Origin of the sequence: Pseudomonas sp. JBR1 (assembly GCF_028198185.1) — a bacterium.
GTDB lineage: Bacteria > Pseudomonadota > Gammaproteobacteria > Pseudomonadales > Pseudomonadaceae > Chryseomonas > Chryseomonas oryzihabitans_E.
Map to the genome: position 1 here is coordinate 1,822,172 of NZ_CP116340.1, position 13,797 is coordinate 1,835,968.

Sequence of the window (13,797 nt, forward strand, 5' to 3'; positions counted from 1 at the left end):
ATGGCCGAGCGCGACGGCGTGACCCTGGGCCTGGCCGAGCTCATCGAGATGCGCCACCGGGTGGTCGAGGTGCAGCTGTTTTCCGCCGCCGGACGGCGCAGCCCGCTGATCGGCCTGCACCATTCGCGCCTGCGCGGTCGCGGCGTGGACTTCGACCAGGTACGGGCCTATCAGCCCGGTGACGACGTACGGGCCATCGACTGGCGCGTCACTGCCCGCACCCGTGAGCCCCACACCAAGCTGTTCCACGAAGAACGCGAGCGGCCGGTCTATCTGCTGCTGGAGCAGAGTCCGCGCACCTTCTTCGGCACCTGCCAGCAATTCAAGTCGGTGCTGGCCGGACGCCTGGCCGCGCTGATCGGCTGGGCGGTGCTGGAGCACAACGACCGCATCGGCGGCATGATCTTTGGTGGCGAGCGCCTGCACGAGGTGCGGCCGCGGCGCAGCAAGCAGAATCTGCTGCGCTTCTTCGATCACCTGGTCAATGCCAACCGGGCGCTGCGGGATCCGGCATTGGCCCAGGTGCCGCGTATCAGCTTCAACCAGGTATTGCGCCGCGCCCGCGAAGTGCTGCGTCCGGGCAGCCTGGCGCTGGTGATCTGCGACGAGCGCAGTCTGGACGTGGCCACCGAACAGCACCTCACGCTGCTCTCGCGGCACAGCGACCTGGTCCTGCTACCGCTTTCCGATCCGCTCGATCACGAATTGCCCCAGGCCGGCCTGTTGCGCTTCACCAGCGGCCAGGCCGAAGTGGAACTGGATACCGACCGCAGCGACGTGCGTCAGGGCTATGCCGAGCAGGCCGCGCAGCGCCGCGAGCGCTGGACGGAGCTCAGCCTGCGCCTGGGCATTCCACTGCTGCCGCTGTCCACGGCGGACGACCTGGTCGAGCAGTTGCGGCATCTCTTGCGGCAACATCGCCCGGGGTATGCCTCGTGAGCCCCGGCGCACCCAACCTGGAGCCGCTGCGGCTGCCCCCGGAACCCGTCTGGTGGCCGCCGGCGCCGGGCTGGTGGCTGCTGGCGCTGATCCTGGTGGCGCTGGCCTTCTTTCTCCGTCATCGCCGCGGCCGGCGACCGCTGACCCGCATCACCGTGGCGGAACCGACCACCGAAGAGGATCTGCGCACCACCGCGCTGGCCGAACTGGCTCAGCTGCCCCGCCCCTACGGCGGCCCGGCCGGTCCCTGGCTGCAGGCGCTGAACGCCTTGCTCAAGCGGCTCAGCCGCGCCAGCTATCCGGATCAGCTCAGCCAGACCCTGAGCGGGCGGGACTGGCTGGCCTTTCTCGATTCCCGCTGCCCTGCCGCCGGCCTGACGCGCTACATGATCCTGGTCGACGGCGGCTATCGCCCGGACTGTCGGCTGGACGACCGCACCATCGACGGCCTGCAGGATGCCGTCGCCACCTGGATCCGCAAGCATGTTTGAATTCGCCTGGCCCTGGCTGTGGCTGCTGGCGCCCCTGCCCTGGCTGCTGCGCCTGCTGCTGCCGGCCGCCGACAGCGGCCAGGCAGCCCTGCGGGTCGACTTCCTCAGCGAACTCGAACACCTGGGCGGACGCACCAGTCGCGCCGGCGGTCTGGTCGGGGCCCGACGCCTGCTGCCCTATTTGCTGGGTTGGTTGCTGCTGCTGGCCGCCGCCGCCCGCCCGCAGTGGGTGGGGCCGCCCCAGCCATTGGACGTGAGCGGGCGCGATCTGCTGCTGGCGGTGGACGTCTCCGGTTCGATGGATACCCAGGACATGCAGCTGGGCGACGAAAGCGTCAGCCGCCTGACCCTGGTCAAGCAGCTGCTGGGGCGCTTCATCGACAGCCGCCAGGGTGATCGCGTCGGGCTAATCCTGTTCGGCTCCCAGGCCTATCTCCAGGCGCCCCTGACCGCCGATCGGCGTACCGTGCATGCCCTGCTGGAGGAAGCCCAGATCGGCCTGGCCGGGCGTAATACGGCGGTGGGTGACGCGGTGGGCCTGGCGGTCAAGCACCTGCGCAAGCGCCCGGACAACAGTCGGACCCTGATCCTGGTCACCGATGGCGCCAGCAATGGCGGCGTGGTGACACCCGAGGTCGCGGCGACCCTGGCCGCCAGTGAGCGGGTGCGCGTCTATACCTTGGGGATCGGCGCCGAACCGGATGCCCTGGGCGTTGGCGCAACGCCCAGCGATCTCGATGAACCCATGCTGCGGCATCTCGCCGACCTCACCAACGGCGCCTACTTCCGGGTGAGATCCAGCGCCGAACTGGCGGCCGTGTCGCGGCAACTCGACCGCCTCGAACCCATCCGTCAGCAACCCGACCAGGCCCGTCCCACTCGCGAGCTCTATGCCTGGCCCCTGGCCGCGGCGCTGCTGCTCGGCCTGACCCTGGCGCTCGGGCGCCTGCCGTGGCCCCGCCGCTGGCGTCGCGGAGGCAAGGCCACATGAGCGATTGGCTACCGCTGTTCCTGCGTCCCTACTGGCTGCTGGCCCTGCTGCCAGTCGCCCTGGTGATCTGGTCGTTGCGCCAGCGTCGCCATCGTCACGGGCGCTGGGAGGCGCTGCTGCCGCCAGCGCTGCATCCCTGGCTGCTCGCCGACAGCGAGCGCCAGCGCTCCCCCCTCGGACTGATCCTGCTGGGCCTGGCGGGCTTGCTGGCCTGCCTGGCCCTGGCCGGCCCCAGCTGGCAGCAGGGCGAACCCCAGAACTTCCGGCGCAACGATCCCCTGGTGGTGGTCCTGGCCCTGACGCCGGACCTGCTCGCCACCGATGTCGTCCCCAACCGCCTGCTGGCCGTGCAGCGCAAGCTGCAGGACCTGCTCAAGGCGCGCCAGGACGGTGAGACCGCCATCGTCGTCTATGCCGGTAGCGCCCATACCCTGGTGCCCCTGACCGACGACCTGCCGACCATGGACAACCTGCTCAAGGCGCTGCGCCCCTCGATCATGCCGGTGCCCGGCCAGCGCGCCGATCTGGGGATCGCCAAGGCGCTGGAGCTGCTCGGGCCTGCGCCCAGTGCCAGCGCCCGGCTGCTGCTCATCACCAGCGAGCTGGACGACCGTGAGCGCCTGGGTATCGAACGCCAGCTGGAAGGCCGTCTGCGTCAACTGGCCATCCTCGGACCAGGTACGCCCCAGGGTGCCCCGGTAGCCGCCGAGACAGGCAATTATCTGAGCGATGCCGCAGGCGGCATCCGCATCGCGCGACTGGACGAGGGTCGCCTGCAAGGCATCGCCCGCGAACTGGGCGGACGCTATCAGCGTCTGCAGCGCGATGACGGCGATCTGCGCCGGCTCGGACTGCTGGAGCGGCCCGATGATGTCCGCGCCAGCGCTGGCCAGGGGCCTTCCGACTGGCGCGACCAGGGTTACCTGCTGCTCCTGCCCCTGTTGGTGCTGGTGGCCTGCGGCGCACGCCGCGGCTGGCTGCTGTGCCTGCCCTTCTGCCTGCTGTTGACGCCACCTCCGGTCCACGCGGGTAGCTGGGACGATCTCTGGCTACGCCGTGACCAGCAGGGCTTGCAGCTGCTCAGCGACGACCAGGCCGGTGCGGCCGCCGAGCGGTTTACCGACGAGCGCTGGCGCGGTGTGGCGCTCTACCGGGCCGGTGACTTCACTGGCGCCGCCGCGGCTTTCGCCCGGGATCCCTCGGCGGACGGCCACTACAATCGTGGTAATGCGCTGGCCATGGCCGGTCGCCTGGAAGAAGCCCTGCTCGCCTATCGTGCGGCATTGGTGCTGCGTCCGGATCTGACCGCGGCGCTGCGCAATCGCAACCGCCTCGAGCGTCTGCTTGCCCAGCGCGCCGCCGCGGCGCAGGCCGACGCCGCCGCGCGTAGCCGCAAGGCCCAAGCCGCCAACCAGAGCAGCGCCCAAGCCGACGAACCTGCCAGCGCCAGCACCGCTACCCCGGACGCCACTGCTGCGGCCAACCCGCAGCAGCAGGCCCAGCCCGGTGCGGACTGGCTCGTCAGCCCGTCCGTGCCTGACGACTCCCTGGCGGAAGAACAGCACCAGGCCGCCGAACAGTGGCTGCGGGAAATCCCCGACAACCCGGCCGAGCTACTGCGCCGCAAGTTCTGGTATCAGCAGCAACAACGCGAGGAGAACGCGCTGCAATGAAGCCCTATCCATTGCTGCTGCCCCTGGCGCTGCTCGCGCCCCTCGTCCAGGCGGCGGATCTCAGCGCTCGCCTGGAACGCAGTCAGCTCAGCCAGAACGAGACCCTGGAACTCATTCTCGAGACCACCGATCCCGCCCAGTTCGGCAAACCCGATCTCGCCCCGCTGGAGCAGGACTTCAAGGTGCTCGGGGTGCGCCAAAACAGCCTGCCGCCGGGCGAGCAGGTAACCACCCGCTGGAACGTGACCCTGCAACCCAAGGCCAGCGGCGCCCTCATCATTCCCGCACTCAGCCTGGGCGGTGCCCACAGTCAGCCGCTGACCGTCACCGTGGCGGCCCCAGCCGCCAAGCGCCAGACGCGGGAGCCAGTCTATCTGGAAGCCGCGGTGGATCGCCCCAGGCTCTATGTGCAGGCGGAAACCATCCTGACCATCCGCCTCTACCACGCGGTAGCGCTCTACGACGACCATGTGCTCACCCCACCCAATCCCAGCGACGCGCGGGTCGACCTGCTGGGTACGCCAAACGTCTATGAGCGCGACCTCGACGGCGTCCGTCATGGCGTGATCGAATGGCGCTACGCCATCCATCCGTTGCAGAGCGGCACCCTGGTACTGCCGCCCCAGACCTTCAGCGCCACCCTCGCCGGTGGCCTCGACGACAGCTCGCGCGCTGGCCAGCCGATCCAGCTGCGCACTCCGGCGCTGACCCTGGAGGTTCTGCCACAACCGGCCAGTTATCCGCCACAGACCCCCTGGGTCCCGGCGCGCAGCCTGACCCTGACGCAGCAGTGGAATCCTGCCCCGGAAAATGCCCGGGAAGGCAGCGCCCTGACCCGTACCCTGCAGGTACGTGCCGAAGGCCTGGCACCGGGTCAGCTGCCGCCGCTGGTATTGCCCGAGATAGAAGGCGTGAAACGCTATGCCGAGCAGCCGCGGCTATCCCTGCAGACCCAGGCACGTGGCCTGGTCGGGCAACGCGAAGAACGCGTCGCCCTGATTCCCAGCAGCAGCGGCGACAAGTTGCTACCACCGGTGGAAGTGGTCTGGTGGAACACCGAAACTGATACCCTGGAGCGCGCTACCCTGCCCGCCCAGCCCCTAGTGGTGGCCGAAGATCCGACGCTGCAGCCGACCGCCACGCCGACGGTGGTCAAGATCACCACGGGCGACCGCGGACTCTGGCGCTGGCAGCTGGCGACCGCCTTCTTCGCGCTCACCACGCTGCTTGGCTTCGGCCTCTGGTGGCGCGCCCGGCGTCAACCGGCGGTACTCCCGGCCGTGCCGGACGTGGACAGCCGCGTGCAGCGCGAAGAGCTGCGCCGCGCCTGCCAGAGCAATGATCCCCATGCGACGCGCCACGCCCTGGATGCCTGGGCCCGGCAACAACCGGAAACCCTGGCAGCCATGGGCGCCCGCTTCGAACCCCTGGCGGCCGCCCTCGACGACCTCAACGGCGCCCTGTACAGCGAAGCCGGTCAGCGCTGGCAGGGCGAGACCCTGTGGCAGGCGATCAACGCCCTGCCGCCGCTGACACCGGCGGCGGTACACGACACCCTGCCGCCGCTCTATCCGCGCTGAGCACTCTCTTCCAAGCGCGCCAGGCGCTCTTCGAGGGCGGCGATCCGGGCTTCCAGGACCTCCAGCCGGCCTTCGCGTCCGCCCACGGACGGACTGCCATCGGAGGTACTGCCGAGTTGCGCGACCTGGGCATCGCGTTCAGCCGCGTTGCCGAACAGATGCAGGTAGCGTTCTTCCCGCTGACCCGGCTGGCGCCCAAGCCCGGTGGCCAGGCCGCGAGCGATCAGCCGCTCCAGGTGATGGCGCACCTGCTCGGTATCGTCGAAGGCATGCATCCGGGTACTGCGCGCGAGCAATTCGCCCAGGGTCTGGGGACCGCGCAGGAACAGCAGGGCGCAGAGGACCCACTGCGGCGGCGGCAGCTCCAGTGCCTTTTCGAGGCGCTGTTCCCAGCGGTCCGCACGACTGCCCATGACCAGACGCGCCAGGCCACGCTCCTCCAACCGTCGCAGCCCCTGCCCCACTTCGCCTGGGGTGAGGTTCAGTACCGGTTCGCGACTGGTCTTCTGGTTGCAGGCCAGCACCAGCGCGTTGAGGGTCAGGGGATAGCTTTCCGGCGTGGTCAGCTGCTTTTCGATCAGACTGCCGAGGACACGGATCTCGGTGGCTTCGAGCGGCTCTTCGGCGAAGGCGGGGGTGACTGCTTGGCTCATGGCGAACTCCGCTTGGATGACGCGCCAGCCTAGCCTGCCGTCAGCGACGTCGCCACTGCGGCAAGCCGATCAGCACCACGGCGCCCACGATGACCAGCATGGCCAGCATTTCCGCCGGACCGATCCGTTCACCCACGAACAGGGTACCCAGCAGCACCGCCACCACCGGATTCACATAGGCATAGCTGGTAGCCGCCGCCGGCCGTACTCGGCCCAGCAGGTAGAGATAAGCACTGAAGGCGATCAGGGAGCCGAACACCACCAGATAGCCCAGCGCCAACCAACCGCCCAGGGCTGGCCAATGCTGCAGCCGCTCGCCACTGAGGTAGCTGGCGCTAAGCAGGACAGCGCCAGCTACCAACATTTCCACCGCACTGGCCATAGCCCCGCGTGGCAACGGCAGGTAGCGACTCCAGATCGAGCCGAAAGCCCAGGCCGCTGCGGCGAGCAGGATCACCGCAGCCCCGAGCGGCGTGGCGCTCATGGTGTCGCCCAGATTGAGCAAGGCGATCCCCACCAGCCCCAAGGCGATACCGGCCCATTCCAGCAGGGTATTGCGCTGCCCCCAGAGCAAGCCGAACAACAGGGTGAACAGCGGGACCGTGGCGATCGACAAGGCCGCGATGCCGGAGGTCACACCCCAATGCTCGGCCAGGGTCACGCCGCCATTGCCGACGCCCAGCAACAGAATGCCGATCACCGCGGCAGCCGCGGTCTCGCGCGCCGTCGGCCAGGGCGCTCCCCGCAGGCGCAGCCAGCCGAGCAGCAGACTCCCGGCGATGAGGAATCGCAGCCCCGCCATCAGCAGCGGTGGCCAATGAGCCACGCCGATACGGATCACCAGATAGGTGGAACCCCAGACCACATAGAGGGCGAAAAAGGCCGCTAACAGTGGCAGCCAACTGGGTAGGCGCGGCGCGATGCAGGGCGAGGCGGAGGTGTCCATGCGCGAGAGTTTCCTGGTAGGTCAGGCTGACATTGTAGGAGCGAGTGCCAGGACGGCTAAGATACAGTCAGGAGAGAAAGGGCCTGATCAGGCTTTGATTCGGCAGATTTTAGGGACAACAGCCTTCGATTCGAAGGCGGGGAGCAGGACATGGACCATATCGATCGACGCCTCATCGATCTGCTGCTGGTGGAGGGCCGCGCCAGCTACGCCGAACTGGGCCGCCGCCTGGGCCTCTCCGCGCCGGCCATCGCCGAGCGCATCGCCAAGCTTGAGGACGCCGGCGTCATCACCGGCTATGGCGCCCGTATCGACCGCCGCGCCCTGGGCTACGGCACCGAATGCCTGATCTCGCTGCGCTTGCACAGTACCAGCCAGGGGCCGTTGCTGAAGAAGCTGGAAGCCCTGCCCCAGCTCCTCGCCTGTCACCGGGTCACGGGCGAGGACTGCCTGATGCTGCGCGCCGCCGTGCGCGACATGGCCGAGCTGGAAGCCCTCATCGACACCCTTACCACATTCGGCATGAGCCGTACCGTGGTGGTGCTATCGACGCCCTTCGAGCGGCCGCTGCCGCTCATCTCCACCTAAAGCCGCGCACAAAAAAGCCCTGGAGCCTTGCGGCGCCAGGGCTGGCTGGGCGCGACGACCTAGATGAAAGAGTCGTCGTCGCCACCGTCGTCGAAGAAGCCACCACCGCTGGTATCGCCATAGTCGGCGGCATCCTGGAAGCCTCCGTTATCCTGATAGCCCCCGGCGTCCTGGAAACCGCCGCCATTGTCGTAGCTGGCGTTATCCGCCCAGCCACCCTGGGAGCCGGCATCGGCCAGGCCCTGGTCGGTCGCTGGTGTCTCATTGATGACGTTGACGATCTCCTCGGGCTGCGAATGATGGAACAACCCCGAGATCGCCTGGGCGGCGAGCATCCCCCCGGCTACCCCGGCGGCAGTCTGCAAGGCGCCGCCCATGAAACCACCCATGCGCGACGGTGCGGCCTGAGGCGCACCATAGCCCGGTGCAGGCTGGGCGTAGCCCGGATTGGGCTGACCGTAGCCCTGACGCGGTGCCGCCGGACCGGGATCGTTCCAGCCGCGAGAAGGCGCCGCATTGGCAGGTGCCGGGCCACTGGCTGGTGGCTGGTTGCTGCTGCCGCCGAACAGGCTGGAGAGAAAGCCGCCACTGCCAGGGCGATTCTGCTGAACCTGGGCCATCTGGCTTTCCAGCTCCTTGACGCGCTGGTCCAGCCGCTTGATGGCGGCTTCCTGGATCAACATCGCCTGAGCCATGTAATAGGGCGCCGCGGGCTGGTCGCGCAGACGCTGCTGGATCAGCGCCTCGGCTTCCCGGTCGCGGGGCGCGGTTTGCGCTTCGGTGGTCTTGAGACGGTCGAACAGACCCTCGATCAGCTGGCTTTCTTCGCGTTGCATGATGACCCTCCCGCAGACGGTCTACTGACGGCGTTCCCCCGGGAACGGCCTGGATACTGAAAGGCGCAAGCGATGCGCTACTAGCCAGATAATGACGAAGGGTCGCCATTTCAAGATGGATCCGCACGGCGTTCAGCATGGATTCAGCCAGACACCGCACGTCATCCCTCCCTATCTGAAGAGACGTCTCGCCATCGAGTTCCGAACCGCTGCCCGCAACTGGACAATCGGCGGGTGCTACGGGAGTCTGGTCGTTTTTCAAAGAGACTCGGTCATGATTCCACTGCTCATTTTGATCGACCAGCAACAGGGCATCCGCGCCCCGCACCTGGGGCCACGCAACCATCCCGATGCCGAGCGGCGGATCGCTGAACTGCTGGCGGCCTGGCGCCAGGCCCGGGCCCCGTTGTTACATGTCCGCCATCTGTCGCGCGATCCGCGCTCGGTGTTCTGGCCAGGGCAGCCCGGGGTGGAGTTCCAGCCGGCCCTGGCGCCGCTGCACGGCGAGCCGGTGTTCGACAAGCAGGTCCCGGACGCCTTCGCCAACAGTGGCCTGGAACGCTGGCTGCACCAGCGCGGTATCCACTCACTGCTGATCTGTGGCGTGGCCAGTGAGAATTCGGTGGAAGCCACGGCGCGCAGCGCCGGCAATCTGGATTTCACCACTTGGGTCGCCGAAGACGCCTGCTACACCTTCGCCAAGACCGACTTCTCCGGTCGGCCGCGCAGCGCCGAGGAGGTCCATGCGATGGCTATGGCCAATCTGCACGGCGAATACGCCACCGTCACCTCCAGCGCAGCCATGCTCGAACGTCTGCGGACGAACGGGTCGCCCTGCTAGACTGCCCTCCTGCCCGCCTGGAAGAGCTGCATGAACCCTGTCGATATCCTGCGCGACTCGCTGTCTTTCTTTGCCCGCAATCTGCGGCCCCTGGCCGTCCTCACCCTGCCCTGGCTGCTGCTCGAAGCCCTGCTGCGCTATCAGGTGCTGGAGCGGTTCGGCGTGACCAATGGGCTGTGGGACATGCTGGTCAGCCTGCTCTGCTATCCGCTGTACACCGCCGCCTTGCTGATCTTTCTGGAGGCACGTACGCAGGGCACCACACCGCGCCTGAGCGGTGCCTGGGGCGCGGCGCTGCTGCTCTGGCCTCGCTTCGCCCTCCTCGCGGCCTTGACCTCGGGGCTGGTGATGCTGGGCTTTTCGCTGCTGATCGTGCCGGGCTTCCTGATCATGGCCAAGCTGGCCTTCGCCGAGAACCTGCTGGTGCTGGAGGGACGGGCGCCGCTGGATGCGCTGCGTGGCAGCCTGCGCCTGAGCCGTGGGCACTTCTTCACCCTGCTGGCATGCATCCTGGCCACGGTGCTGCCGGCCTGGCTACTCGATGCCTGGATCACCCGACATTTCGCCGAGGACGCAGCGCTGGAGATCGTACTGCAGACCCTTTCAGGCTTCCTGCAGCTGATCCCCAGCATCGCCGTCTATCGCATCTACATGCTGGTCAGGCAGGACGCCTGACCCGGCACTTCACCACATCAGGTCGTCCGGCACCTGGTAGGCGGCATAGGGATCGTCCGGATCCGGCTCGCCGCTCTGCACGTTGAGCAGTACCACCCGCTTGGGATCGCGCTCCTGGATACGTTCGGCGGTGGCGCGCGGCACCACCTCGTAGCGACCCTCGTAGCGCACGATGGCCAGACTGCCCTTGCTGAGCTTGTCTCTCATCATGACGTTGACCGACAGGCGCTTGACCTTCTTGTCGTCGACGAAGTTGTAGTAGTCCTCGGTGGTCAGCTTGGGCAGGCGGCTCGTTTCGATCAGCTGCTTGATCTGCGCCTGCTCGGCCTTGCGCCGCTTCTTGTCTTCCTGAGCACGATTGAGCTCCTGGTCCTTGGCCAGTTTTTCCGCCTGGGCCTGCTGGACGGCCAGCTCCTGGGAGCGGTCCTTTTCCGTCTGCCCGCGATGCTCCATGCGGCTCTGTTTCTGCTTCTGCTTGACGGCCTGCTTGGCCTGCTTTTCATTGACCAATCCGGCTTTCAGCAGCTGGTCGCGTAGGGACATGCTCATCGATACGACTCGTCTAGATCATCCAAGGGGGCACGGCTCGGGAGCGGCCGCGCGCCAGGGTGTTCATCCTGCGCAGCCGACGAAGCGAGTGCAAGCCTTTCCCGGGGGTGAAATAATGCAGTCATGACCTATCCGCCCCTGGTTCGGGCGCTGCCGATCAGAATTTGTCCATGATTACCTTCGCGATCGTCCTGCTCTTCGTCGCCAGCGTGCTCTTCGTCCACCTTCGCGGACGCGCTCGCCTGCCCTTCCTGCGCCAACTGGTCAACCACTCGGCGGTGTTCGCCCCCTACAACGCCCTGATGTACCTGTTCTCCAGCGTCCCGTCCAAGCCCTACCTCGATCGCAGCCGCTTTCCGGAGCTGGACGTACTCAAGGACAATTGGCAGGAGATTCGCGTCGAAGCCTTGCGGCTGTTCGACGAGGGCTACATTCGCGCCGCGGAAAAGGACAACGACGCCGGCTTCGGTTCCTTCTTCAAGAAGGGCTGGAAGCGCTTCTACCTGACCTGGTACGGCGAACCGCTGCCCTCCGCCCAGACCCTTTGCCCGCGCACCGTCGAACTGGTGCGGCAGATCCCCAACGTCAAGGGCGCCATGTTCGCCCTGCTACCAGGCGGCAGCCATCTGAATCCGCATCGCGATCCCTTCGGCGGCTCGCTGCGCTATCACCTGGGTCTGGCCACGCCCAACTCGGATGCCTGCCGCATCTATGTCGACGGCCAGCCCTATGCCTGGCGCGATGGCGAGGATGTGATGTTCGACGAAACCTATGTGCACTGGGTGAAGAACGAGACCGACCAGACCCGGGTCATCCTGTTCTGCGATGTGGAACGGCCATTGCGCAACCGTCTGCTGACGCGCATCAACCAGGCAGTCAGCCGCTTCCTGGGTAGTGCCACAGCGCCGCAGAACGTCGAAGGCGAACGCGTAGGCGGCATCAACCAGGCCTATGCCTTCAGCAAGAGATTCGGTGATCGTATCGGTGGCGGCGTGAAGAAATTCAAGCGGCGCCATCCCAAGGCCTATCGCATCGCCAAACCGGTGCTGGCCGTGCTGGTAGTGATCGCGCTCTACCACTGGATCGTCAGCTAAGGCGGCGATCCTGCGCAGGCGGCGTCAAAGGCAGATTAGCCGGAGCGCTGCTGGCGCTGCCGATGCAGCCGGGCCACCAGCTCGGCTTCGGCCTGGGAGAGGCCACAGGCCTGGGTGAGATCGTCGGCGCTGGCGCCCAATCCCACCAGGCGCGCAGCCTGGGAAAAGGACAGACTGGTAGGGTCGCTCTGCTCGATCTGGGTCAACCGATCAGGCAAGGGCGCCACCACCTTGGCCAGTCCCTGCACCTGCTCACCCATGCGCACCTGCCCGGCCTGGTAGGTTTCCAGGCGCTTGAGCAGAATCTGCATACGCTTGTCGACAAGGGCGTCCCGCTCAACCTGTTTCGCTACCTGCTGCTGCTGGCGTTGCCAGAGCAGCCAGCAGCAACCACCGAGGCCGGCACAGGCCAGCCCCAGCGCGACGCTGAGCAGGATCAGCCCGACGAGCATCAGATGCTTTCCAGCTCCGACCACTCTTCTTCGGTCATCAGCTTGTCGAGCTCGACCAGGATGAGCAGCTCGCCGTTCTTGTTGCACACGCCCTGGATGAACTTGGCGGATTCGTCATTGCCGACGTTCGGCGCGGTCTCGATCTCCGACTGCCGCAGGTAGACCACCTCGGCCACGCTGTCGACCAGGATACCGACGACCTGCTTGTCGGCCTCGATGATGACGATACGGGTGTTGTCGGTGACCTCGGTGGGCAGCAGTCCGAAGCGTTGACGGGTGTCGATCACCGTCACCACGTTGCCGCGCAGGTTGATGATACCCAGCACATAGCTCGGCGCACCGGGGACCGGAGCGATTTCGGTATAGCGCAGGACTTCCTGGACCTGCATCACGTTGATGCCGTAGGTCTCGTTATCCAGGCGGAAGGTAACCCATTGCAGGACCGGATCTTCGGAACCCTGTGCGGACGTTTTTTTCATGTTCCCTAGCCTCGTCAAATACCGCACGTGCGGCGAAGCGGGCGAACCCGCTGGTTAGTTGCGGCGGGCAGCCCTAGCGACGGCCACCCACCACCTGTTCAGCGAGCGCCGCCACATCCAGCAGCGCACACATCTGATCGATCACCGTACCGGCCAGCCAGGGCCGGGTAGCGCGCTGATTCCGCCATTTGACCTCGGCGGGATCCAGTCGTACCGAATGGCTGACGCCATGCACGGCCAGGCCCCAGTCCAGACCTTGCAGCGATATCACGAATTTCAGGCCCTCACGGTAGTCGTCACGGTAACGTTCGGGCATCACCCAGCGCGCCGCATCGAGAACGCGCAGGTTACCTGCCTGGCAGGGTAGCAGGCCCAGGAACCAGTCTGGCTGACCGAACAGCGGCGTCAACTCTTCGTCGGCGAGTGGGTAGATGGAGCCCAGGCAGACCAAAGGCGCGGCCAGGGTCAAGCCGGCGACGTCGAACAACAGGCATTCGAAGGGTTCCTCGCCCCATTCGGGCCGACCCTCCAGCGCTACGCCACCGGGCGGCGCGCCGCCGACCAGCAGCGATGGCGAAGGCACATTGCCCACGGCGATGCCTTCCACGATGGGACGCGGCGGCTCGGCGACCGGGGCCAATTCAGGGACGCGCCAATCCAGCTCGATATCGGTGTCCGGCGCCGCCACGGGCAGGGTCACTGGCAACAGGACCTCGGCCGGGGAGCGCTCGGCCAGCGCAACGCCTGCGCGGCGCGCGGTCAACGGCACGACCCGGGGCTGTCGCGCGGCGTCGCGCTCGAGCTCTTCGCGCACGGCGGCGGCGAACTCGTCCTCGCTGACGCTGGCGATCGGCTCTGCGGGCACGACCACGGGCGCCACGGCAGGCGCGACTTCAGCGGTCGGCAGCTCCAGGAACGCATCCAGCAGCAGGGCATCGAGATAGCCCTGAAGAACACGCTGCGGACGATTGTCGAGGGACGTCGGTTGGCTCATGGCGATCTACGTGGGT

At 67.1% G+C, this 13,797-nt stretch carries 16 protein-coding genes; 9 read left to right on the forward strand and 7 right to left on the reverse strand.

All coding sequences use genetic code 11. The features are described from left to right. From PJ259_RS08435 to PJ259_RS08455, 5 genes are read left to right on the forward strand one after another with little or no spacing between them, the layout of a single operon-like run. Entirely contained in the window at positions 1-939 is a 939-nt protein-coding gene (locus tag PJ259_RS08435; RefSeq protein WP_271655455.1) for a DUF58 domain-containing protein, read from the forward strand. Next, positions 936-1,430: a DUF4381 domain-containing protein gene (locus PJ259_RS08440; protein ID WP_271655456.1), complete on the forward strand. Its 495-nt coding sequence runs from the start codon at positions 936-938 to the stop codon at positions 1,428-1,430. The genes PJ259_RS08435 and PJ259_RS08440 overlap by 4 nt, the downstream gene beginning before the upstream one ends. Beyond that, positions 1,423-2,421 carry a VWA domain-containing protein gene (locus tag PJ259_RS08445; protein ID WP_059315521.1) on the forward strand — a complete coding sequence of 333 codons (999 nt, stop codon included), beginning with the start codon at positions 1,423-1,425 and terminating at the stop codon, positions 2,419-2,421. The genes PJ259_RS08440 and PJ259_RS08445 overlap by 8 nt, the downstream gene beginning before the upstream one ends. Beyond that, positions 2,418-4,094: a tetratricopeptide repeat protein gene (locus tag PJ259_RS08450; protein ID WP_271655457.1), complete on the forward strand. Its 1,677-nt coding sequence runs from the start codon at positions 2,418-2,420 to the stop codon at positions 4,092-4,094. The genes PJ259_RS08445 and PJ259_RS08450 overlap by 4 nt, the downstream gene beginning before the upstream one ends. Further along, positions 4,091-5,674, forward strand: a complete 1,584-nt coding sequence (locus PJ259_RS08455; RefSeq protein WP_271655458.1) for a BatD family protein — start codon at positions 4,091-4,093, stop codon at positions 5,672-5,674. Before PJ259_RS08450 ends, PJ259_RS08455 begins: the two co-directional genes overlap by 4 nt. On the opposite strand, the gene PJ259_RS08460 is transcribed toward PJ259_RS08455, so the two are convergent. Together PJ259_RS08460 and yedA are read right to left on the reverse strand one after the other, a co-directional pair. Further along, a complete protein-coding gene (locus PJ259_RS08460) occupies positions 5,662-6,327 on the reverse strand; it encodes a YceH family protein (RefSeq protein WP_271655459.1) in 666 nt (221 codons plus the stop codon). The two genes, PJ259_RS08455 and PJ259_RS08460, sit on opposite strands and share 13 nt — an antisense overlap. Positions 6,328-6,367: 40 nt before the next feature. Continuing rightward, entirely contained in the window at positions 6,368-7,273 is a 906-nt protein-coding gene (yedA, locus tag PJ259_RS08465; protein ID WP_271655460.1) for a drug/metabolite exporter YedA, read from the reverse strand. Between the two features lie 150 nt (positions 7,274-7,423). Between yedA and PJ259_RS08470 the strand changes: the two genes are divergently transcribed. After that, entirely contained in the window at positions 7,424-7,861 is a 438-nt protein-coding gene (locus tag PJ259_RS08470; protein WP_059315526.1) for an Lrp/AsnC family transcriptional regulator, read from the forward strand. Between the two features lie 59 nt (positions 7,862-7,920). Here the strand turns inward: PJ259_RS08470 and PJ259_RS08475 are convergent, their stop codons facing one another. After that, positions 7,921-8,697, reverse strand: coding sequence for a DUF2076 domain-containing protein (locus PJ259_RS08475; RefSeq protein ID WP_271655461.1), 777 nt, complete (start codon positions 8,695-8,697; stop codon positions 7,921-7,923). A 274-nt stretch (positions 8,698-8,971) separates the two neighbouring features. Here PJ259_RS08475 and PJ259_RS08480 point away from each other — a divergent pair, with 274 nt between their 5' ends. After that, complete coding sequence (locus tag PJ259_RS08480; RefSeq protein WP_271655462.1) at positions 8,972-9,538, forward strand: cysteine hydrolase family protein; 567 nt, start codon at positions 8,972-8,974, stop codon at positions 9,536-9,538. 30 nt (positions 9,539-9,568) lie between these two features. Next, positions 9,569-10,213: a YciC family protein gene (locus PJ259_RS08485; RefSeq protein WP_059315529.1), complete on the forward strand. Its 645-nt coding sequence runs from the start codon at positions 9,569-9,571 to the stop codon at positions 10,211-10,213. 9 nt (positions 10,214-10,222) lie between these two features. Here the strand turns inward: PJ259_RS08485 and PJ259_RS08490 are convergent, their stop codons facing one another. Next, the gene (locus PJ259_RS08490; RefSeq protein WP_059315530.1) at positions 10,223-10,762 is read right to left on the reverse strand and encodes a DUF2058 domain-containing protein; all 540 of its coding nucleotides are present in this window, start codon (positions 10,760-10,762) and stop codon (positions 10,223-10,225) included. A 170-nt stretch (positions 10,763-10,932) separates the two neighbouring features. Between PJ259_RS08490 and PJ259_RS08495 the strand changes: the two genes are divergently transcribed. After that, positions 10,933-11,856, forward strand: coding sequence for an aspartyl/asparaginyl beta-hydroxylase domain-containing protein (locus PJ259_RS08495; RefSeq protein WP_059315531.1), 924 nt, complete (start codon positions 10,933-10,935; stop codon positions 11,854-11,856). Between the two features lie 35 nt (positions 11,857-11,891). Here PJ259_RS08495 and PJ259_RS08500 read toward each other — a convergent pair whose 3' ends face one another. From PJ259_RS08500 to PJ259_RS08510, 3 genes are all read right to left on the reverse strand, one after another. Then, positions 11,892-12,308: a DUF2802 domain-containing protein gene (locus PJ259_RS08500; RefSeq protein WP_059315532.1), complete on the reverse strand. Its 417-nt coding sequence runs from the start codon at positions 12,306-12,308 to the stop codon at positions 11,892-11,894. Beyond that, complete coding sequence (locus PJ259_RS08505) at positions 12,308-12,787, reverse strand: chemotaxis protein CheW (protein WP_007160357.1); 480 nt, start codon at positions 12,785-12,787, stop codon at positions 12,308-12,310. The genes PJ259_RS08500 and PJ259_RS08505 overlap by 1 nt, the downstream gene beginning before the upstream one ends. A 73-nt stretch (positions 12,788-12,860) precedes the next feature. Beyond that, a complete protein-coding gene (locus tag PJ259_RS08510; RefSeq protein WP_059315533.1) occupies positions 12,861-13,781 on the reverse strand; it encodes a chemotaxis protein CheW in 921 nt (306 codons plus the stop codon). Between the last annotated feature and the right edge of the window lie 16 nt (positions 13,782-13,797).